This window comes from Streptomyces oryzae (assembly GCF_017676365.1).
Taxonomy (GTDB): Bacteria; Actinomycetota; Actinomycetes; order Streptomycetales; family Streptomycetaceae; genus Streptomyces; species Streptomyces oryzae.
Window position 1 is genome coordinate 72491 of record NZ_JADKMA010000005.1, and the last position, 21137, is coordinate 93627.

At 70.8% G+C, this 21137-nt stretch carries 18 protein-coding genes, 1 tRNA gene and 1 pseudogene; 10 read left to right on the forward strand and 10 right to left on the reverse strand.

Features of this window, described 5'->3' with window-relative positions; translation table 11 throughout:
• The first annotated feature begins 54 nt into the window (after window positions 1-54).
• Complete coding sequence (locus ITI46_RS01835; RefSeq protein ID WP_209237471.1) at window positions 55-489, forward strand: hypothetical protein; 435 nt, start codon at window positions 55-57, stop codon at window positions 487-489.
• A gap of 69 nt (window positions 490-558) precedes the next feature.
• Here ITI46_RS01835 and ITI46_RS01840 read toward each other — a convergent pair whose 3' ends face one another.
• A complete protein-coding gene (locus ITI46_RS01840) occupies window positions 559-1947 on the reverse strand; it encodes a cystathionine beta-synthase (protein WP_209237472.1) in 1389 nt (462 codons plus the stop codon).
• A gap of 351 nt (window positions 1948-2298) precedes the next feature.
• On the opposite strand from ITI46_RS01840, the gene ITI46_RS01845 reads away from it, so the two are divergent.
• The 3 genes from ITI46_RS01845 (at window position 2299) to ITI46_RS01855 (ending at window position 6192) form a co-directional block, all read left to right on the forward strand.
• The gene (locus ITI46_RS01845; RefSeq protein WP_209237474.1) at window positions 2299-3339 is read left to right on the forward strand and encodes an SGNH/GDSL hydrolase family protein; all 1041 of its coding nucleotides are present in this window, start codon (window positions 2299-2301) and stop codon (window positions 3337-3339) included.
• 229 nt (window positions 3340-3568) lie between these two features.
• Window positions 3569-4813, forward strand: coding sequence for an acetyl-CoA C-acetyltransferase (locus ITI46_RS01850; protein WP_209237476.1), 1245 nt, complete (start codon window positions 3569-3571; stop codon window positions 4811-4813).
• Between the two features lie 296 nt (window positions 4814-5109).
• Window positions 5110-6192 (forward strand): hypothetical protein, encoded by a 1083-nt coding sequence (locus ITI46_RS01855; RefSeq protein ID WP_209237478.1) that lies wholly within the window; start codon window positions 5110-5112, stop codon window positions 6190-6192.
• Window positions 6193-6215: 23 nt separating this feature from the next.
• On the opposite strand, the gene ITI46_RS01860 is transcribed toward ITI46_RS01855, so the two are convergent.
• On the reverse strand, window positions 6216-6566 hold the full coding sequence (locus ITI46_RS01860) for a hypothetical protein (RefSeq protein ID WP_209237479.1): 351 nt from the start codon (window positions 6564-6566) through the stop codon (window positions 6216-6218).
• Between the two features lie 114 nt (window positions 6567-6680).
• On the opposite strand from ITI46_RS01860, the gene ITI46_RS01865 reads away from it, so the two are divergent.
• Window positions 6681-6908 (forward strand): DUF4287 domain-containing protein, encoded by a 228-nt coding sequence (locus ITI46_RS01865; protein ID WP_209237481.1) that lies wholly within the window; start codon window positions 6681-6683, stop codon window positions 6906-6908.
• A 151-nt stretch (window positions 6909-7059) separates the two neighbouring features.
• On the opposite strand, the gene ITI46_RS01870 is transcribed toward ITI46_RS01865, so the two are convergent.
• The gene (locus ITI46_RS01870) at window positions 7060-7929 is read right to left on the reverse strand and encodes a Bax inhibitor-1/YccA family protein (RefSeq protein WP_209237483.1); all 870 of its coding nucleotides are present in this window, start codon (window positions 7927-7929) and stop codon (window positions 7060-7062) included.
• Between the two features lie 184 nt (window positions 7930-8113).
• Entirely contained in the window at window positions 8114-8701 is a 588-nt protein-coding gene (locus tag ITI46_RS01875) for a DoxX family protein (RefSeq protein ID WP_209237484.1), read from the reverse strand.
• A 185-nt stretch (window positions 8702-8886) separates the two neighbouring features.
• Between ITI46_RS01875 and ITI46_RS01880 the strand changes: the two genes are divergently transcribed.
• Window positions 8887-9396 (forward strand): MarR family winged helix-turn-helix transcriptional regulator, encoded by a 510-nt coding sequence (locus ITI46_RS01880; RefSeq protein WP_209237486.1) that lies wholly within the window; start codon window positions 8887-8889, stop codon window positions 9394-9396.
• 100 nt (window positions 9397-9496) lie between these two features.
• Here ITI46_RS01880 and ITI46_RS01885 read toward each other — a convergent pair.
• Window positions 9497-9815: pseudogene (locus ITI46_RS01885) on the reverse strand (nitroreductase/quinone reductase family protein); the annotation flags it as partial.
• 42 nt (window positions 9816-9857) lie between these two features.
• Window positions 9858-10493, reverse strand: a complete 636-nt coding sequence (locus ITI46_RS01890) for a TetR/AcrR family transcriptional regulator (RefSeq protein ID WP_209237488.1) — start codon at window positions 10491-10493, stop codon at window positions 9858-9860.
• A 217-nt stretch (window positions 10494-10710) separates the two neighbouring features.
• Here ITI46_RS01890 and ITI46_RS01895 point away from each other — a divergent pair, with 217 nt between their 5' ends.
• Window positions 10711-12192 carry an MFS transporter gene (locus ITI46_RS01895; RefSeq protein WP_209237490.1) on the forward strand — a complete coding sequence of 494 codons (1482 nt, stop codon included), beginning with the start codon at window positions 10711-10713 and terminating at the stop codon, window positions 12190-12192.
• On the opposite strand, the gene ITI46_RS01900 is transcribed toward ITI46_RS01895, so the two are convergent.
• Window positions 12132-13358 (reverse strand): aminotransferase-like domain-containing protein, encoded by a 1227-nt coding sequence (locus tag ITI46_RS01900; RefSeq protein ID WP_209237491.1) that lies wholly within the window; start codon window positions 13356-13358, stop codon window positions 12132-12134. The genes ITI46_RS01895 and ITI46_RS01900 overlap by 61 nt on opposite strands.
• A 435-nt stretch (window positions 13359-13793) precedes the next feature.
• Window positions 13794-14222 carry a VOC family protein gene (locus tag ITI46_RS01910; RefSeq protein WP_209237493.1) on the reverse strand — a complete coding sequence of 143 codons (429 nt, stop codon included), beginning with the start codon at window positions 14220-14222 and terminating at the stop codon, window positions 13794-13796.
• A gap of 229 nt (window positions 14223-14451) precedes the next feature.
• On the opposite strand from ITI46_RS01910, the gene ITI46_RS01915 reads away from it, so the two are divergent.
• Window positions 14452-14811, forward strand: coding sequence for a hypothetical protein (locus ITI46_RS01915; RefSeq protein WP_209237495.1), 360 nt, complete (start codon window positions 14452-14454; stop codon window positions 14809-14811).
• A gap of 254 nt (window positions 14812-15065) precedes the next feature.
• On the opposite strand, the gene ITI46_RS01920 is transcribed toward ITI46_RS01915, so the two are convergent.
• Window positions 15066-15151: transfer RNA gene (locus ITI46_RS01920), tRNA-Leu, on the reverse strand.
• Window positions 15152-15685: 534 nt separating this feature from the next.
• Between ITI46_RS01920 and ITI46_RS01925 the strand changes: the two genes are divergently transcribed.
• Window positions 15686-16435 (forward strand): ABC transporter ATP-binding protein, encoded by a 750-nt coding sequence (locus ITI46_RS01925; RefSeq protein WP_209237517.1) that lies wholly within the window; start codon window positions 15686-15688, stop codon window positions 16433-16435.
• Between the two features lie 375 nt (window positions 16436-16810).
• Window positions 16811-19348, forward strand: a complete 2538-nt coding sequence (locus tag ITI46_RS01930; RefSeq protein ID WP_209237497.1) for an ABC transporter permease — start codon at window positions 16811-16813, stop codon at window positions 19346-19348.
• A 201-nt stretch (window positions 19349-19549) separates the two neighbouring features.
• Here ITI46_RS01930 and ITI46_RS01935 read toward each other — a convergent pair whose 3' ends face one another.
• A complete protein-coding gene (locus ITI46_RS01935) occupies window positions 19550-20968 on the reverse strand; it encodes an SAM-dependent methyltransferase (protein ID WP_209237499.1) in 1419 nt (472 codons plus the stop codon).
• Window positions 20969-21137 lie beyond the last annotated feature (169 nt).

Below are 21137 nucleotides of genomic sequence, written 5' to 3' on the forward strand. Positions count from 1 at the left end.
GGAGTGGTGCTAGCACCACTGTCCCCGGGGCGCGGGGCCCGTACTGTAACGGGTATGAGCGCACCCGACCCCGAGCTGAAGAAGGAACTCGACGCGACTGTGCAGACGCGCCGGGAACTGGGCCCCGAGTACGAGGACGAGCTGCTGGACTCCTTCCTGGAAAAGGTGGAGCAGCGGCTGGACAACGTCGTCGACAAGCGGGTGCGCCGCCAACTGGCCGAGCAGCAGATGGTGGTCGCACGAGGCGGCAACCCCGGCACCCGGCAGGAGCAGCCGCCGCACGGTCTGCCGCATGGTCTGCCGGACGGTCTCGGCGCCCGGCTGGGCCTCGCGGTGGCCTCCCTGGTGCTGGCGATCCCGCTCTCGGCGATAGCCGTGGCCAACGCGGGGCTGACCGGTCTGGTCACCTGCTGGGCAGGCATCGTCGCGGTCAACGCACTCCAGGCCAGCCGCTCCTGGTTCTCCCGCGGTGGACGGGACGCGGATTAGAGCTTGCCCGGCGGATCCGGCCCGCCCTGCACCGGGTACGCGGGATCCGATGGGCAAGCCCTCTTGGCGCTAGCGGCCCTCGTGCGCCAGGAACGCCAGCAGGTCCTGCCGGCTCACCACTCCGCTCGGCTTGCCCTCCGCGAGCACGATCGCCGCATCGGCCCCCTCCAGCACGGCCATCAGGTCGGCCACGCTCTCGCCCGCACCCACGTGCGGCAGCGGCGCACTCATGTGCTTGTCCAGCGGGTCGTCCAGGGAGGCCCGCTGGGCGAACAGCGCGTCGAGCAGCTCCCGTTCGACCACGGAGCCGATCACCTCGGCGGCCATCACATCCGGGTGCCCGGCGCCGCGCTTGACGACGGGCATCTGCGAGACGCCGTATTCACGCAGCACCTCGATGGCCTCGCCCACCTTCTCCTCCGGGTGCATGTGGACGAGTGAGGGGATCGGGCCCTCCTTGAACCGCAGCACCTCACCGACCCGCGCCCCGGTGGTGCCGCCCTCCTCCAGGAACCCGTAGTCGTTCATCCATTCGTCGTTGAAGATCTTGCTCAGATAGCCGCGCCCGCCGTCCGGCAGCAGCACGACCACCACGTCGTCCGGCCCGAGCCGCTTGGCCACCTCCAGCGCGCCGACCACGGCCATCCCGCAGGAGCCACCGACCAGCAGGCCCTCCTCCTTGGCCAGCCGCCGCGTCATCTGGAAGGAGTCCTTGTCGGAGACGGCCACGATCTCGTCGGTGATGTCCCGGTCGTAGGCGTCGGGCCAGAAGTCCTCGCCCACCCCCTCGACCAGATACGGCCGGCCCGAACCGCCCGAGTAGACCGAGCCTTCCGGGTCGGCGCCCACGATCCGCACCCGGCCGCCGCTGACCTCTTTCAGGTATCGCCCGGTGCCGCTGATGGTGCCGCCGGTGCCGATGCCCGCCACGAAGTGGGTGATCCGGCCACCGGTCTGCTCCCACAGCTCCGGGCCGGTCGTTTCGTAGTGCGAGCGGGGGTTGTTGGGGTTGCTGTACTGATCGGGCTTCCAGGCGCCCGGGGTTTCGCGTACCAGCCTGTCGGAAACGTTGTAGTAAGAGTCGGGATGTTCGGGATCGACGGCCGTTGGGCAGACCACGACCTCGGCTCCGTAGGCCCGCAGCACATTGATCTTGTCCATGGAGACCTTGTCGGGGCAGACGAAGAGGCAGCGGTACCCCTTCTGCTGCGCCACGATGGCCAGTCCGACACCGGTATTGCCCGAGGTGGGCTCCACGATCACCCCGCCGGGCCGCAGTTCACCCGACTCCTCCGCCGCCTCGATCATGCGCAGCGCGATCCGGTCCTTCACGGAACCGCCTGGGTTGAAGTACTCGACCTTGGCAAGGACGGTGGCCTGAATGCCGTCCGTGACACTGTTGAGCTTGAGCAGCGGGGTGTTTCCGACAAGCTCGATCATCGACTCGTGATACTGCACCGTGGTCTCCGCGCATAGTCGTAGTCGCAGGGCCGCGGGGTTCGCGAGCCCGTCCCGACAGCCTATGGGCAACACGTGCACACCTCAGGTGCGTTGCAGGGCGGGCCGCACGGGGCAACACAGTCTTGGAGGTTGCGAGCCCCGGCGCACGGCCCGGCGGTGCGCACCCGGCGCACGTCGGTCCGGAACGGAACCCACAGACCAGGAACGCATACGCACACCTCATGAACAGACGGATGTACCGGACATATCGCCCAGCGTATCGCCCGAAACTCCAACCCCAAACAGCCACGAACCCCCCATGAAAACCAGAACCGGTGGGCTCGAAAACTCGGGAGGCGGAACAGGACAATGCCGATGTCGAAGGCGTCGAGCGCGAGAGTAGCCCGGCGGATCGCGACCGCGGCCGCCTATGGAAGCGGCGGGCTCGGCCTGGTCGGTGGAGCGGCGGTCGGGCTGCTCTTCACCGAGCTCCAGCTGGCGAAACGTCATATCGGCGGCTCCGAGGACGAGCCACCCAAGGCCGACGGTCTGTACGGCAGCGCCTTCGGCAGGCTCTACTCAGGAGGGCCGCTGCGCCTCGCCTTCCTCGGCGACTCGACGGCCGCGGGCCAGGGTGTGCACCGGCCGCGCCAGACCCCGGGAGCGCTGCTGGCCTCGGCGCTCGCCGCCATCGCCGAACGCCCCGTCGAACTGCGCAACGTGGCGCTCTCCGGCGCCATGTCCGACGACCTGGAGCGGCAGATCACCCTGCTGCTCAGCGAGCGGGAGCTGTCCGAGTCGCCGGACGTGTGCGTCATCATGGTCGGCGCCAACGACGTCACCCACCGGATGCCCCCGGCCCGCTCCGTGCGCTATCTCTCGGACGCGGTAGCGCGGCTGCGTACGGCCGGCTGCGAGGTGGTGGTCGGCACCTGCCCCGACCTGGGCAGCGTGGAGCCCGTCGGACAGCCGCTGCGCTGGATCGCGCGGCGGCTGTCGCGTCAGCTGGCCGCGGCCCAGACCATCGCCGTCGTCGAGGAGGGCGGCCGGACGGTGTCGCTGGGTGATCTGCTGGGGCCCGAGTTCTCGGCGAACCCGCGCGAGCTGTTCGGCCCGGACAACTATCACCCCTCCGCGGAGGGGTACGCCACCGCCGCGATGGCCATACTGCCCACGCTGTGCGCGGCGCTGGGGCTGTGGCCGACCGAGGACGAGCGTCCGGACGCCCGGCGCCGCGAGGGCATCCTGCCGGTGGCCCGCGCCGCGGCGGAGGCTGCCGCGGAGGGCGGCACCGAGGTTGCCGGGATGCGGGGGCCCTGGGCGCTGCTCAAGCACCGGCGGCGGCGCAGGCTGCCCCCTCCCGAAGAGGCCCGCCCCAAACCCCCCGAGGGCATCCCCGAAACCCGGTGAGGGGGTGCCCCGGCCGGGGGAGGGCAACGCGGCGAGGCGAAGGAGAGGGAACGTCGCAAGGAGAGGAGAGCGCCGCAAGGAGAGGAAGCTCTTGACCACGTCGCGGGAAAAGCAAACGCTTAGAAGAGGCCCGCATCACATCGCCGGGCCCGTGACCCGGACTCTACGGCCGGGTAACTTGCGCTGCGTAGCCGTGGCGTAGCCACCCGCCGACCCCTCAGGAGCCCTGATGCCCGAAGCAGTGATCGTCTCCGCCGCCCGCTCCCCGATCGGCCGCGCCTTCAAGGGCTCCCTCAAGGACGTCCGCCCGGACGATCTGACGGCCGAGATCATCAAGGCGGCCCTCGCCAAGGTGCCGGAGCTGGATCCGGCCGACATCGACGACCTGATGCTGGGCTGCGGCCTCCCCGGCGGTGAGCAGGGCCACAACCTGGGCCGGGTGGTGGCCGTCCAGCTCGGCATGGACCACCTCCCCGGCTGCACCATCACCCGCTACTGCTCGTCCTCCCTCCAGACGACCCGGATGGCGCTGCACGCGATCAAGGCGGGCGAGGGCGATGTGTTCCTCTCCGCGGGCGTCGAGACGGTCTCCCGCTCGGTGAAGGGCAGCTCCGACGGGATGCCCGACACCCACAACCCGCTCTTCGCAGAAGCCGAGGCGCGCACCGCGGCCCGCGCCGAGCATGGGGGTACCTCCCGGCCGGAGGCTGGGGGAGAGGGGTGGACCGACCCGCGCGAGGAGGGGAAGGTCCCGGACGTCTACATCGCCATGGGCCAGACGGCCGAGAACCTGGCCCGTCACAAGGGCATCACGCGCCGTGAGATGGACGAGTTCGGCGTACGGTCCCAGAACCTCGCCGAGAAGGCCATCGCGGACGGCTTCTGGGAGCGCGAGATCACGCCCGTCACCACTCCCGACGGCACGGTGGTCAGCAAGGACGACGGGCCACGCGCCGGTGTGACGCTGGAGGGCGTCGAGGGGCTGAAGCCCGTCTTCCGCCCCGACGGCATGGTCACAGCGGGTAACTGCTGCCCCCTCAACGACGGCGCCGCAGCGCTCGTCATCATGTCCGACACCAAGGCCCGTGAGCTGGGCCTCACACCGCTGGCCCGGATCGTCTCGACCGGCGTCTCCGCGCTCTCCCCCGAGATCATGGGCTACGGCCCCGTCGAGGCGAGCAAGCAGGCGCTGGCCCGCGCCGGCATGTCGATCGGCGACATCGATCTGGTGGAGATCAACGAGGCGTTCGCCGCCCAGGTGATCCCCTCCTACCAGGACCTCGGCATCGACCTGGACAAGCTCAACGTCAACGGCGGTGCCATCGCCGTGGGTCACCCCTTCGGGATGACCGGCGCCCGCATCACCACGACCCTGCTCAACTCGCTCCAGTGGCATGACAAGCAGTTCGGCCTTGAGACCATGTGCGTGGGCGGCGGCCAGGGCATGGCAATGGTGCTGGAGCGGCTGAGCTGACCCACCGAACTCGCCGCACACCTTGTATACGACGTATACAACGGTGAGACCGAAGCGCCCTCAGGATGTGATATACACCCTGAGGGCGCGGCATTCCCGCAGGTCACAGCGGTGCATTCGAGGTTGGTTCCGGACTTCCCCTGTCCAATTCGGCGGGATTTGCACTACGGTCGAAGAACCTTGAACAACCTGCCTGGCGGCGCTGTTGTAGGAATACAGCGCTGTTGTAGGGACGCAGGGGCAATGACCGGGGGGAACCGCGTCAGGGGACCGAACCGGAACCGGGAGTCAAGTCAGTGAGCGCCATATCCCTCATCCTGCTGTGCGCGGCGGCCGGGGCCACCGCGTTGGGCGGTGCGGCACTGCACACGGCGCGCGGTCTGCGCCGCCAGCTGACGGCGCTGCGCGTCCAGCTGGAAACGGCACCGACGGCCGTCCCGGCCACCGCGGTTGCGGCGGCGGTCCCGCGGGCCCGCGACGCCGCCGCGGCCGCCGGGCACACCTGTCGGCACGCCGATGGACACGGTACGGACGACGCGCAGCCGGCCGCCGCCTTCGCCCAGGAGATCCGCGCAGCCGTCGCCGCCGCGCTGGCCGACGAGCGCGAGCGCGAACTGGCGGAGGCCCGCGCTTTCTGGGCCGCCCAGGAGGCCCGCGACGCGAGCCCCGAGACGGGCGCCATGCTGGCCGGCCACGGCACCGAGTACGAGGTGGCACCGGACGACCTCGGTGACGAGTTCACCGAGGAGCTGGGCGCGCTGCTCGACACCGACCCCTGCGGGCCGTTCATCCCCCGCCAGCCGGGCCCCGAGGACGGCGACATGGACATCGAGGTGGATGTGGCCCCGTACGGCCGCGCGGACGACGAGCGCGCAGCGGAAGACCAGCGCGGTACGGACGACGAACTCGGCGCCGCAGCCGACGCGTCCCGTACCGGTGACGAGGACGACTCCGCCGAGGCGGAGTCCCCGGGGCTGGCCGCCGCCCGGCGCCGCCACCCGTCCCAGCCGGACTACAACCTCAACGGCGAGCCGGTCACCCCTGGTGCGGCGCCGTCCCCCACGACCCCCACGGTCACCTTCCACGAGCGCACCGTCGAGCGGCTGGCCGAACTCGCCGATGCCGGGACGCCGCTGGCCGACGTACGCCCGGGGCCGCTGGGCACGCTGGACGTGTACGTCTTCGAGGACGGTACGACGGTGTGCCTGTCGCCGGGCCATCGGGCCACCAGCGAGGCGCTGGCCGACGGCATTCGCCGGGGCGAGCCGCCGGTCCTGATGGGCGGCTCCGGTATCGCCGGTTCCTACACGCTCACCTTCGGCTTCCCCGACGGCAGGACGACCTTCCTGCTGGCCGACCGGGTCATCACGCCCCTGTAGGCGGGCAGCACTCCGCGGGAGTGCTAACGCCGAGAAGACCCCCGCGAGGACAGCGGGGAGCTGTCCAGCAGCTGGAGGGCTTCCCGCAGGGCGGGTTCCGCGACGGTGTCCGGGGCGGTTTCCAGGGCCGCAACCACATCGTGACCTGCGACGGCGAGTTGATCACCGACCGCGAAGACACCGGCGTCCGGCAGCACCCGCGACATCCCGCGCTCGGGGAACTCAAGACGCTGGGCCAGCAGCGCCAACTCCCTCGCGAGCGAGAGCCCTTCCGCGGCGGCCCCCTGCCGCAAGGCGCTCTCCGGGAGGGCACGCAACCGGTCGGCGAGCCGTTCCACGGCGTCGGTCAGGGGGCGGATATCGAGCCAGGGCACACCCCCACCCTATGCGGCCGTGCTGCGGTGCGGCGCCTCCGCACTGTTGCCAACGCCGGAACGCTCAGGCAACGTGTCGGCAAGGACTCATTGCAGAAGCGTCCGGAGGCGCCGATGTCCCAAGTCTTCTCCGAAGAGACCCACCGGAACATGCTGTCCCGCATTCCTCAGTGCACTGGTCGTGAAGTCTCCGAATGGCTCCGCGCGGTCGACGAGGGCCCTGCCCTGCTCCGTTTCGAGGAGAAGGTGAGCTGGCTCCGCGGTGAGCACAACCTCGCCTACGGGCACGCCAAAGCCATCATCCACGAGCACGATCTGCGGCGCGCCGCGCGCCACCGCTAGGCCGGGCCTCATCCCCCGGTCCGGCCGGACCTGAAGACCCCGAAGACCCTAGGACGCAAAGGACGCGAACACGACGAGGGCCCGGGAGGCCGAGCCTCCCGGGCCCTCGCGATGCCCGCTGCGGCGGATGCCCGCTGCGGGCCTGCGGCGGCTAGTTGTCGCCCTGCAGGATGGCGATCAGACGCAGGAACTCCAGGTAGATCCACACCAGGGTCAGCGTCAGACCGAAGGCGGCGAGCCAGGACTCCTCCTTGGGAGCCCCGTAGGCGATGCCGTCCTCGACCTGCTTGAAGTCCAGCGCCAGGAACAGCGCGCCGAGCACGACGCCGATGACGCCGAAGAGGATTCCCAGGCCACCGCTGCGGAAGCCGAGCCCGTCACCGCCACTGAAGGCGGCGAAGAGCAGGTTGACGGCCATGAGCAGCACGAAGCCGATCGCCGCCGCCATAACGAACCGGTAGAACCGCTGGGTGACGCGGATGACACGGGTCTTGTAGAGCACCAGGACGGCGGTGAAGACCGCCAGCGTGCCCAGCACCGCCTGCATCGCGGCGCCGTTCACGAACTGGTTGACGTAGTTGCTCAGCGCACCGAGGAAGAGCCCCTCAAAAGCGGCGTACGCAAGGATGAGTGCGGGCGACGGCTTGCGCTTGAACGCCTGCACGAGCGACAGCACCATCGCCACGAGGCCCGCACCGACGGCGAGCGGCAGCGAAAGCCCGGTGATCCAGGCGATGGCGGCGGTGACGATGACGAGGCCGAGCGTCATACCCGTACGGGCGACGACATCGTCGATCGTCATCCGCCCGGCGGACGGCGGTGCGGCCGGCGGCGCATACGGCTGGCCGGGGGCCTGGGTCTGCTGGGCGGTGTACGGACCTGGCTGCTGGCCGTACGGGTTCGCGGCGTAAGGGTTGGTCGCGTAGGGGTTCCCGGCCTGCGGCGGCTGCTGCTGGAAACCGGCATAGCCGCCCGAGCGGCTGAACCCCCGTCGCGAGAAGACCGGGTTGCTGCTCCTCATCTCACTCCTCCATGGCCACACTGCGCGGCCTTGCAGTCCAGCGTAATGCGTTAGCAAAAACAGCACGCTAGTGCAGAGTCAAGAACGAGCGAAAGCCGTCTATTGTTCCACTTCCCCCATGAGAGCCCGGCCTCACCCGGCCGGGCTCTCATCTCGCCCGCGTGAGGGGCGGGAAGACAGCGGGTCAAGAACGCATCAGCAGCACAGCGCCGGCCACCGCGGCTCCGAGCACGAGCAGGGCGGCGCCATGGGTGAGCCGGTGCGCGCGTGGCAGTGGCAGCACCCGGTCGGCCGCCAGCCGACCGGGGCCGGTGAGAGTGAGCGCCGCGGCGGCGACCAGGAGCAGCAGTTCGTACTCCACTCCCTGGGGCGCGAAGAAACCGCCGCCCCACTTGACCGTGAGCGCGTTGAGCATGGTGCCGAACACCGCTGCGCCCGCGAGCGGTGTGAGCAGGCCCAGCACCAGGCCGAGGCCGCCGAGGGTTTCGGAGAGCCCGGCGACGACGGCCATGGTCCTGGCCGAGGGATAGCCGGAGGCAGTGAAGAACTGCGCGGTGCCGTCGATCCCGCCGCCGTCGAACCAGCCGAACAGTTTCTGCGATCCGTGCGCGGCCATGATCAGGCCGACCGCGAGGCGCAGCAGGAGCAGCCCGGCGTCGTAGCCGGACTGTTCGGCGGGGGCGGCGTCGGAACTCTCCGGGAGGCCGGACGCCGGGGCGTACCGAGCGGCCTCGGCGGCCTCGGTGGTCTCGGGGGCGTGGGGGGACGACATGAGCGGAGCCTCCTACAGCTGTCCGGTGGACGGGCCGGACGGCTTGTTCAGGTTGTTCAGGGTCGGTTCGGGTTCGGGTTCGGATATGAGTTCAGGTGCCGGTTCAGGCCCAGTTCAGATTTGAACGACCGAGCCCCGACCGTAACAAGAGGTTCGAATTTGAACAACCAGGTAGGATGGCCACCATGGCCGGAACCAGGTGGCTCGATGAGCGGGAAATGGCGGCCTGGCACGGCTTCCTGGAAGCCACCAGCCGGGTCTCCCGCCATCTGGAGCAGCAGCTCAAGGAGGACGCGGGGCTCTCCCATGCGCAGTACGAGATCCTCGTGCGGCTCGCGGACGCGCCCGACGGCGAGGTCCGGATGACCGATCTGGCACACGGCCTGTTCACGTCCAAGAGCGGCCTCACCTACCAGGTGGGCCAGCTGGAGAAGCGCGGCCTGGTCGAGCGCCGCTCCTGCCCCACCGATGTACGCGGCGTCCTTGCCGTGCTCACCACGGAGGGCCGCGACACGCTGCGTGCCGCGGCCCCCGGTCATGTGGCCGCCGTCCGCGCCGCCCTGATCGATGTGCTGGAGCAGGACGAACTCGATGTCGTCGCCCGCGCGCTGGGCCGCGTCGGCGCGCGGCTGCGGCCGCCGGGTCAGGGCATCGGCAACTCGGACAGCGGGGGGATCAGCACCTCCTCCTCGTAGTCGAGGTGCGCTTCGAGCTCGCTGCGGATCCGGTCCACCGTCCGGTGCTCGGCACGCAGCCGCTCCAGCGCCGGGGCGAGGTGCGGGTACTTCTGCGCCGAGCGAAGAGCCGTTCCCGCGCGGATCCTTCGGTGGGCACCGCGACGGCGCCGAAGAAGTCGGTCCCGACCTGCACGCGGACCATCGGGTGGGCGAGGAGGTTGTGCTACCAGGCGGGATGGCGGGGCGCGCCACCCGCCGAGGCGACGACGAGCAGGTGGCCGCTCTCGTCGCGTACGAAAGCGAGCGGTGAGGTCTGCTCCAGGCCGGTACGGGCGCCGCGCGTTGTCAGCAACAGCAGGTCGCCCCCCGGCGAACGGGCCGCCGACCCGGCCGGAGCTGGCGCGGAACTCCTCGACGACAGCGCTGTTGAAGCGGGTGGCGCGGGGCGAGGCCGATCCACGCGCGCGTGCGCGGCGGAACTACGGCGCGAGCGCCCCCTGCAGGGCGCTGCGCACCGTGGCCCGGGCGGTGTCGGCCTGCGCCGTTCCGAGGAGGACGTGATAGGCGAGGCCCTCGGCCTGGGAGACCAGCGCGACGGCCGTGGCCTCGGGCTCGCCCTCCCGCGGCGGGCTGCCGGCCTGGCGGCACCGGACCAGGCACGCCGCCAGCCGCCGGTGCAGACCGGCGTGCAGCGCGCGCACCCGGTCGGCGATCGCCGGGTCGGCGAGTGCGCGTGCGTTGAAGTCGTGACGCACCCTCAGGTGGGCGCGCGAGGCGTCGTCGTACGGGATCAGCTCGTCCAGCACCACCGCCAGCACCTCATCGGGCGCCGCTTCGTCGGGGTCGCAGCCCAGGCGGGAGCGGATGCGTGCCTCGCTGCGCGCGTTGCCCCGGTCGAAGGCGGCCTCGATCAGCTGCCGCTTGGCCGGGAAGTAGTGCTGGACCCTGCCCGGCGAGACGTCGGCACGGGCGGCCACCTCGGTCAGGGAGACGGCGGGCAGCCCGCGCTCGGCGACGACGTCGAGCACCGCGTCGGCGATCTCGGCACGCCGCCGGTCGTGGTGGAGACCGGGACCGCGAGTACCGCTGCGGGAGCGGGTGTTCGTCCGGGGCATGTCCGCCGTTTCCTTTCGTGGTCGCGCGGTCTCACAGTCTCGCCGTTCTGCTGTCCCGCTGTCTCGCCGTCCCGTCGTATCGGCGTCCCGGCAGTGCCGCGCAGCGCGCTTTTCAATATTGCCACATTGAAAAAATCCCCTGGCTGGCTTTACGATACGAACACATTGAAAAGCTCACCCAATGGCCCCTCCTACGGGGCGCCCCGAGGAGGAGCCCATGACGTCCAGGGCGGCGCCCGTGCTGGTGCTGGCGTGTGCGGCGCAGTTCATGGTGGTGCTGGACGTTTCCGTGGTGAACGTCGCGCTGCCCGCGATCCGGGACGCACTCGGGTTCGCGACCGCGGACGGACTCTCCTGGGTCGCCACCGGTTACGCGCTGGCCTTCGCCGGGCTGCTGCTGCCCGGCGGCCGGCTGGCCGATCTGCTCGGCCACCGCCGGGTGTTCGTCGCCGGTCTCGCCCTCTTCACCGTGGCCAGCCTGGCCGGCGGGCTGGCCACAGGACCTGGCGTACTCGTCGCCGCGCGGGCGGCGCAGGGGCTGGGGGCCGCGGTGCTGGCACCGGCCACACTGACGGTCCTCACCACGACCTTCCCCGAAGGGCCGCGCCGCAGCCGGGCGCTGGCGGTCTGGACCGCCGTCTCGTCCGTGGGCGGCGCCGCGGGGAACCTCCTCGGCGGCGTACTCACCGACGCCCTCTCCTGGCGCGCCGTGCTGCTCGTCAACGTACCGGTGGGATGTGCCGTCCTGCTGTCCGCGCTGCGCTTCCTCCCGGACGGCGACCTGGACGGCGACACGGACAGCACCCTGGACGGCGAAGGCCACCGCACCGGCGGACAGCGGAAACGCCGCCGTCCTGACCTGCCAGGAGCGCTCGCCGCGACCGTCGGGATGGCCGCGCTCACCTTCGGCGTCAGCCGTACCCAGCACGCCTCATGGGGCGACCCGGCCACCGTGTGGGCGCTGGTGGGCGGAGCAGCAGCGCTGGTCGTCTTCCTCGCCGTGGAGCGGTGGTGGGCGTCCGAGCCGCTGATCCCGCCACGACTGCTGAGGCAGCGCACTGTCGCGGTGGGCAACACCATCGTGCTGCTGGCCGGCGCCTGTCTGCAGATCCCCGTCTGGTACTTCCTCACGTTCTACATGCAGGACGTGCTGGGCTACTCGGCGCTCCGTACCGGACTGGGCTTCCTGCCGCACACGCTGATCGGCGCGGCGGTCGCCGTGTGGTGCACGCCACGGCTGATGCGCCGCTTCGCGCACCGCACGCTCATCCTCAGCGGTGCCGTGGTGTGCGGGGGCGGTTTCCTGTGGCAGAGCACGGTGACGGCGGACAGCGGGTACGTGGCGGGCGTGCTGGGGCCTGCCGTGGTGTTCTCGCTGGGCAGCGCGGTGTTCGTCACGCCCACCACCGCTGTGGTCACCGCGGGGGTGCCTGCCGGGGAAGCCGGTGCGGCCTCCGGACTGCTGAACACCTCCAAGCAGTTCGGCGGCGCGCTGGGGCTGGCCGCGCTCTCCGCCGTTGCCGGTCCTGACGGGACGGGCCACGAGCGCGTGTTCGTCACGATGGCGGGCGTGCTCGCCGTCATCGCGCTGCTGGCCCTCGCGCTCCCCCGCGCCCGGCACGCGCCCGGCCCGGACGGCTACTCCGGGGCCGGCCGCAGTACCTCGCCGAGCCGCCGCAGCCCCTCCCGGATCTCCTGAGGGGTGTGCGTGGTGAACGACAGCCGCAGCGCGGCCGGGTCGGGCGTACCGGCGAAGAAGGGCGCGCCAGGAACGTAGGCGACGTCCTTGGCGACCGCCTCGTGCAGCAGCTCCGTGGCGTCGTGGCCCTCCGGCAGCCGGGCCCACACGAACATGCCGCCCTGCGGATGGTTCCACGTACTGCCGGGCGGCAGGGCGGCGGACAGCCCGTCCAGCAGTGCGTCACGGCGTTCGCGGTAGGCGTCGCGGACCCGGGCCAGATGGGCGTCCAGGTCGTTGTCCGCCAGATAGCGGGCGGCCGCCGCCTGATCGACGGTGGAACAGTGCAGATCCAGCGACTGCTTGGCGATGACACAGGCACGGCGCAGTGCCTCAGGTGCGCGCAGCCAGCCGAGCCGCAGTCCGGGCGCCATCACCTTCGAGAAGCTGCCCAGCAGCACGGTGCGGTCGGCGGCCTGCGGCAGCGAGGCGACCCACGGCTCGTGCTCGCCCTCGAACCGCAGCTCCCCGTACGGGTCGTCCTCCACGATCCACATCCCGTACCGCGCGGCGACCTCCGCGACGGCCTGCCTGCGGGCGAGCGGCAGGGTGCGCCCTGTCGGGTTCTGGAAGGTGGGGATGAGATAGAGCATCTTGGGCCGCTCACGCTCGACCACCTCCGCCAGCGCCACCGGGTCGACGCCCTCGTCGTCGGCGTGGACGGGCACCACGCGCGCGCCCGTGAAACCGAAGCACTGCAGCGCCGCCAGATACGTCGGGTTCTCCACCAGCACCGTGTCGCCCGGCTCCAGCAGTGTGGTCGCCAGCAGGGTGAGGGCCTGCTGCGAACCCGTCGTCACCAGCAGCTCGTCGGGCCCGGTCGGCAGGCCCCGCGCCGCCAGCCGCCGCGCCACGGCCCCGCGCAGCGCCGGGTCGCCCTCGGAGGTGGAGTACTGGAGCACGCGCTGCGGCTGCTCCGCGAGCACCCGGTCGTAGGCGGCCCGTATCGCCTCGGCGGCGAAGAGTTCGGGCGCCGGCAGCCCTCCGGCGAAGGAGATCACCTCGGGCCGCTGGGTGAGCGCCAGGATCTCCCGTACGGGCGAGGAGCCGACCGAGGCGGCACGGGCGGCGAGCGGGGGTGCGGGAACGGCGGCGGGAGCGGGGCCCGCGAGCGTGCTGGGAGTCATCCCCGCAGCTTAGAAGCGCCCCGCGGCACCGCCCCAGTGATTTCCGGCACGTGGACAGGGGCGTCGGACGCCGGTGACGGCGGGCGCCCGACGCCAGTGGACAGCACGCGTGGGACGCCACGTGGACGGCAGGCGTCGGATACGGCGTCAGAGCGCGTGCCCGCCCGCGACCTGCAGCACCTGACCGGTGATCAAGCGGGCCTGGCGGAAGGCGGGGAAGACCACCGCGTCCGCGATGCCGTCCGGCAGCCCCACCCGGCGCAGCGGAAGATCTGCGGGACGACCCGCTCGACCAGTTCCCGTCCACGGCCCCGGTCACGAGCACGGTGCGTCCGGAGAGTCCAGGGTCGATCACCGGCTCACCGTGGCAGCGGGCGGCGCCCTCCCTCAACCACTTCTCGGCGGCGGCCCGAACCGCTTTCCCGGCCGAGCGGCTCAGTGACCCCCGCCCGCCGTCCCCGCCTGGATCAGCCAGATGTGGCCGTCCGGGTCGGCGAAGGCGCCCGAGTAGCCCCAGGGCTGCTGGGCCGGTTCGCTGACCGTCCGGGCACCGGCACGCACGGCGCGGGTGACCATCTCGTCCACGTCGCGCTCCTCGGCGACCGGCACGGCCAGCACACATTCGCTCTGCCCGGGCTGCGCGACGGTGTGGTCGCCGGTGACCCAGTCGAAGCCGCCGGTGGGGATGAGCATCAGCCGCAGCCCGTCGTTGACGATGAACCGCAGCGGTTCGGGCACCCCGTCCTCGGCGAGCTTCCCGACAGCCTCCAGGCCGAGCCCGTCCCGGTAGAAGGTGTACGACGTCATGCGCTCGGCGACGGGCAGGCTGACGGTGACGGTCGCGAGCGTTCGGGGGGCTGTCATCGAGTACCTCCTGGACGTTGGTGGGGACCTGCGGATACGGACCATTCCCCGCACTCTTCTTCATCGCCGGGGCGTTCACCGCTGTGGCACGTTCACCGCTGTGGCACGGCCGCTCGGGCACGCGCGCCGCACCGGGCGCGCGAATCGCCGGTTGGGATCACGCCGAACGGGTACCTGCGGGCCGATATTGGGCCCTGGAGCGAATTCGCGAGAAAGGGAGGCCCGCACCATGACGGCGGAGATGTCCGAAGGGGAGATGGAGGTATCCGTGGAGCTCAGCGGGTGTGCCTGCGAGGACGCCGAGGCGGTCTTCGGGGTGCTGAGCGGGCTGTTCCCCTCGGACTGGGCGGAGCTGCGGCCCGAGGGCCGCAAGGCGAACGTCTGGCTGTCGCGCTTCGACGTCTCACGCGACAGCGGACGCCCGGTAGCCGTGGCCCTCGGCTCCCCGGTGACGGCTGAGCTCCAGGGCTCCCCGTACGCGGTGGAGCGACTGCATCGCGTACTGCTGGAGGCGTTCGGCGTGGTGGAGGTGCTGGAGGTCGCCGGCGACCAGGAGAAACAGCTCCGCCTCCGCCTCGAGACGCGCTGACCGGCCGGCCGAGCCCGCGCGCCCGGATCCCGGATCCCGGGATCCCGTACGAGTGCACGCGTGCGCCCCCGGCTGCGGATTCCGTGGAGTCGCCCGGCATTCGTGCCAGGCCCCGCGGCGGCGAAAGGCAGCGGTTCATAATATCCGCAGCAATGAGAAAACAGGCTTGAAGGAGAGTTGAATTTCAGCCGGAATGCCTGCTGGTGTCCTGCAGGAGCACTGGTGAAGGCGCGGAGGCCGCCCCAGGCGGCAGGTGGTGCCCGGAGCCGGACTTGAACCGGCACGGCCCTTAGGGCCAACGAGGTTTAAGCTCGTCGTGTCTGCATTCCACCATCCGGGCACCGGCTCCTGGACCGCGTCGTACGCCGCTGGGCGCAGACGGCCCTCCCCAGGGCGTGGGACGAGCCTATCCAGGGTCATCCCCCGAACAGCGGATCGGCAGACCGATGTTGTCTTATTTTATTGGCAACTGACGGGCCATCAGTGTCACATGCACCACTTCGCAGCGGTCTCCCCTCCGCGTCCGGCTCGCCAGGAATGACGGAAAGTCGCCGTTCAGTCACGCGCGTTCGCGTCCCAAGTCCACCAGGGTCATATGCCGGTGACCTTTGCGGCCGCAGCTCCCTCGGCCGTCTCAGGGTCTGCTGTCATACCCAAGGATGACCGTGGGCCCATTGGCTACCTCCGAAGGCTGTCCCGGAAACAAGAGCCGGGACGGATCCAGCCGCGCGGATCCCACGGAACGATGGAGGCACATGGAAAGTTCCGTCTTCCACACCCGACCGACGTCCGACAGGAGCACCGCGCCGTGACGACCACCACCCGTCAGCACCACACCGCGGGCGGCCCGTACCCCGGAGCCCCCGCCGACCAGATGAGCAGCGGCGTCGCCGCGGCGCGTGCCACGGACCTGTCCAAGGTCTACGGCCAGGGCGAGACCAAAGTGGTCGCCCTCGACCGGATAACGGTCGAGTTCCGGCAGGCCGAGTTCACCGCCATCATGGGCCCCTCGGGCTCCGGCAAGTCCACGCTGATGCACTGCATGGCGGGGCTCGACTCGATCTCCAGCGGCAGCGCCCGCATCGGCGACACCGAACTGACCGCGCTGAAGGACAAGAAGCTGACCCAACTGCGGCGCGACCGCATCGGCTTCATCTTCCAGGCGTTCAACCTGCTGCCCACGCTGAACGCGATGGAGAACATCACGCTGCCGATGGACATCGCGGGCCGTAAGCCCGACAAGGAGTGGCTGGACCGCGTCATCAAGACCGTCGGCCTCGCCGACCGGCTCAAGCACCGGCCCAACCAGCTCTCCGGCGGCCAGCAGCAGCGGGTGGCCGTGGCCCGTGCACTGGCCTCGCGGCCGGAGATCATCTTCGGGGACGAGCCGACCGGCAACCTGGACTCCCGCTCCGGCGCCGAGGTCCTGGGCTTCCTCCGCAACTCCGTGCGCGAGCTGGGCCAGACCGTCGTCATGGTGACGCACGACCCGGTGGCCGCCGCCTACGCGGACCGGGTCGTCTTCCTCGCCGACGGGCGCATCGTCGACGACATGGCAGACCCGACCGCCGAGGGCGTGCTGGAGCGGATGAAATCCTTCGACGCCAGGGCCCGGACCAGCTGAGCCGGGCGCACCAGCTCGGTTCGCCCGCGCCTTCCGGCACCACTTGGCGCCGTACGCGCTTCAGTGCACGTAGCGCGTGCGCCCGGACGTCACGTGCACCCGTACGCACGTGAGCCGTGAGCCCGTACGCAAGTGAGCCCGTGCGCGCGTGAGCCGCTACGCGCATCAGTGCCGGAGCGCGCAGCAGTGCCTGCACGCGCTCGGTGAACGTCCGCACTTCGGTGACCTACGAGCTTCGCGTGACCATGCGCCGCCCTCGTGCCCGCACCACCCGCTTCGGCATCCGCTTCGGCATCCGATTTCCCACTCGCTCCGCGGCCGGCCTCCCGCCACCGGCTGACCACCTCTCGCAGAAGGACCCTCCAGGACTTCCTCATGCTCCGAACAGCCTTGCGCAACGTCTTCGCGCACAAGGCCAGGCTGCTGATGACCATGCTCGCCGTGCTGCTCGGCGTGGCCTTCGTCTCCGGCACCCTGGTGTTCACCTCGACCATCTCCGACGCGTTCCACAAGAGCTCCGAAAAGGGCTACGCGCACGTCGACGTCTCCATCCGCCAGGACAACAGCGACGCCCCCGAAGGCCGGGGCTCCCTCTCGCCGTTGAGCCAGCGCACCCTCGACCGGGCCGAACAGCTGCCCGGTGCCAAGTCGGCCACCGGCGTCGTCTCCGGCTTCGCCGCCCTCTCCGACAAGAAGGGCAAGCTGGTCGGCGACGGCTTCTCCACCGAGGGCGCCAACTACTACGCCGGCCGGGACGGCAAGGGCACCGACCCGCGCTACCCGATGAAGGACGGCGCGGCGCCGCGCGCCCCCGGCCAGATCGCGCTGGACGCCAAGACCGCCGAGCGCACCGGCTACCGGGTCGGCGACACCGTCCGGATGTCGGTGGACGGCCCGGTGCGCAAGGAGAAGGTCACCGGCATCTACACCACGGACGACGGCAGCGTCGCCGCGGGCGGCACCCTCGTACTGTTCGACAACGCCACCGCGCAGCGGCTGTTCGCCAAGCCCGGTGAGTACACCGAGATCTCGCTCCAGGCCAAGCCGGGCGTCTCGCAGGCCGCGCTCAAGGCGCAGGCCGCCAAGATGCTGCCCTCCGGCACCGAGGCCGTCACCGGCAAGAAGCTCGCCGACGACGAGTCCGAGCAGATCGAGAACGGCATGTCGGGCATGAAGACCAGCCTGCTGGCGTTCGCCGGGATCGCACTGTTCGTCGGCATCTTCATCATCGCCAACACCTTCACCATGCTGGTCGCCCAGCGGACCAAGGAGCTGGCGCTGCTGCGTGCGGTGGGGGCCAGCCGCCGCCAGGTGACCCGTTCGGTGCTGATCGAGGCGCTGGTCGTCGGCACCGTCGCGGGCCTGGCCGGAATGGCGGCCGGTGTCGGCATCGGCGCCGGACTGCGAAGCCTGATCGGCAAGATGGGCACCATGCCCGACGGGCCGCTGGTGATCGAACCGTCCACGGTCGTCATCTCGCTGGCCGTCGGCGTCGTCATCACCGTCCTGGCGGCCTGGCTGCCCGCACGGCGCGCGGCCAAGATCCCGCCGGTGGCGGCGATGGGCAGCATCCACGCCCCCGCGACGACCCGTTCGCTGATCGTCCGCAACACCATCGGCGCGCTGCTGTCCGCCGCCGGTGCGGTGCTGGTGCTGATGGCGACCAGGATGGAGGACGGCGGCAAGGCCCCGATGGGCGCCGGCGCCGGACTGCTGCTGATCGGCGTCTTCGTCCTCACCCCGCTGCTGTCCCGCCCGCTGATCGCGGCGGCGGCCCCGGTGCTGCGGCTCTTCAACGTCAGCGGCAAGCTGGCCCGGCAGAACGCGGTACGCAATCCGCGCCGTACGGCGGCCACCGCCTCCGCGCTGATGGTCGGGCTGACGCTGATCACCGGACTGACGGTGATCGCCGGCGGTGTGCAGCAGGCCATCGACAAGATGGCTTCCGACTCGCTGAAGGCCGACTACACCGTCTCCATGGCCAACTTCACCCCGCTCTCGCCGGAGGTGGAGAAGAAGCTGGCCCGGTCGGACGAGATCACCGCCACATCGCCGCTGCGCAACGCACGGGCGAAGATCGACGGCGACACGGAGTATCTGACCGGTGTCAACGGCTCCGCCATCGCCCAGCTCACCTCGCTCGACTTCACCAAGGGCGGCTGGTCCGGGATCAGCGGCGGCAAGCAGGTCGTCGTCGACACCAAAACGGCCGAGGCGAAGGGCTGGAAGGTCGGCTCCCGGTTCCAGGTGACGTACCAGGACGGCAAGAAGGCCCAACTGTCCGTCGCCGGGCTCTACAAGGGCAACGAGATGATCAAGGGGATCATGGTCGACAACAAGACCGTGACCCCGCACATGGCCAAGGTCGCGGACATGCAGGTCCTGGCCAAGACCAAGGACGGCGCGACCGACCAGGTCAAGAAGTCCCTGGAGAAGCAGCTCGGGGACAACCCCGCGGTGCTCGTGCAGGACAAGAAGGACATCTCCGAGGGCATAGCGCAGATGATCAACATTCTGCTGAACATGCTCTACGGGCTGCTCGCGATGGCCGTCATCGTCGCCGTGCTCGGCGTGATCAACACGCTCGCCATGTCGGTCTTCGAACGCGGCCAGGAGATCGGGATGCTGCGCGCCATCGGTCTCGACCGGCGCGGCGTCAAGCGGATGGTGCGGCTGGAGTCGCTGGTCATCTCGCTCTTCGGCGGGGTACTCGGGATCGGCCTCGGAGTCTTCTTCGGCTGGGCCGCCGGTGAGCTGATCTCCAGCTCGCTGGAGACCTACTCGCTCGTCCTGCCGTGGGGGCGTATGGGTATCTTCCTCGCACTGGCCGCGCTGGTGGGCGTCCTCGCAGCCCTGTGGCCCGCGCGGCGCGCTGCCCGGCTCAACATGCTGGCCGCCATCAAGACGGAGTGAGCCCCCGGGGCCCTGGTGGGTGGCCCCCGGACCCCGACCGGGGTGGGGCAGGGGTTGGTCTGGCCCCTACCCCACCCCGTTTTCGCGTTCGCCTTGTCGCGCTCGCCTTTGTCGCGCTCGACTGCGCCTCGTTCGTTTGCGCCTCGTTCGCCTGCGCCTCGTTCGCCTGCGCCTCGTTCGCGTTTGTCCCGTTCGCCGGGATCAGCCCTCCGCGGCGGCCTCGGCGCGGGCGTCCGCTGTCCATTCACGGGTACGCAGCGGCAGTCCCGAGGCGCCGGATTCGGGGGTCTTGACGGCAAGCACCTGGTTGACGCCGATCCGGTTGCGCTCGAACGCCAACGCGGAAGCCGCCATGTAGAGGCGCCAGACCCGGGCGCGTCCCGGCGTGGTGAGCCGGGCCGCGCGCGCGAAGTCGGCCTCCAGATTGCGTACCCAGGCGCGCAGCGTCAGCGCGTAGTGCTCGCGCAGCGACTCGACGTCCCGCACCTCGAAACCCGCCCGCTCCAGCTGCCCCACCGTCCGCCCGATGGGGGCCAGCTCACCGTCGGGGAAGACGTAGGCATCGATGAACGGGTCCACCTCGTAGTGCTCTTCGTCGGCGAGGGGCCGCCGGGCGATCTGGTGGTTCAGCAGCCGCCCGCCCGGCTTGAGCAGCGCGTACAGACTGTCGGCATACTCGCGGTAACGCTCCGCACCCACGTGCTCGGCCATCCCGACGGACGAAATCGCGTCGTACGGCCCGCCCGTCGCCCGACCACCGCCCCTGTCCGAGGCGCTTCGCGCCGCCTCCTCCTTTTCGATCTCCCGGTAGTCCTGGACCCGGATCTCCACCCGGTCCGTCAGCCCCTCCTCGGCGATCCGCTTGCGGCCGTAGGCGGCCTGTTCGCGGGAGAGGGTGACGGCGACGGCGCGTACGCCGTACTCGCGCGCCGCGTGCAGTACGAGGGAGCCCCAGCCGCCGCCGACGTCCAGCAGCCGCTGGTCCTCGCGGAGGGCGAGCTTGCGGCAGATCAGGTCGAGCTTGTCGCGCTGGGCGTCCTCCAGAGTGCCGTCCGGCTGCCAGTAGGCGCAGGAGTAGACCATGCTGGGGCCCAGCACGAGCTCGTAGAAGTCGTTGCCCACGTCGTAGTGGTGGCTGATGGCCTTGCGGTCCCGGCCGAGGGTGTGGCGCAGTCCGGTGCGGCGCCTGGCCTCCTCGGCGGGCGGCGGGGGCGGCAGTCCGGGCCCGGCCAGCCGCAGCAGCTCGGCGGCAGCCTGCCGCGCCGCCGGGTCCCGCGCCAGGGACAGCGCGCCGCGCGCCCAACCCGCGCCGGGCACAGCGGTGTTGTCCGGCACGGCGCCGGGCCCCTCGTCCCGCTCCCAGAGCAGTCCGGCCATCACTGCGAGCGCCTGGTACAGATCGCCCTCGACGTCGAGGTCACCGGCGACCCAGGCCCGCGCCAGCCCCAGCTCCCCGGGCCGCCACAGCACCCGGCGCAGCGCCCGACGGCTGCGTACGACCAGCACCGGCGCTCCGGGCGGCCCCGCCTCGCTGTGGTCCCACGCCCGCACCCTGACCGGGAGCGGTTCCCCGAGCAGTTGCTCCGCGAGCGCGACGATCCTCTGGGCAGCACCGGCCATTGAGCACACCTCCGTGTCAGGAAGGGGTGGGTTCCCCGTACACGTAACGCGTACGAGGAGGGGTGTATGCCCCACTGTGCCCAACGGAACGGCGAATTCGGTACGCCGAATACGACGAGAGGGGCGTGCGCCCCACGGATGGCGCACGCCCCTCTCGGGGTGCGCCGGC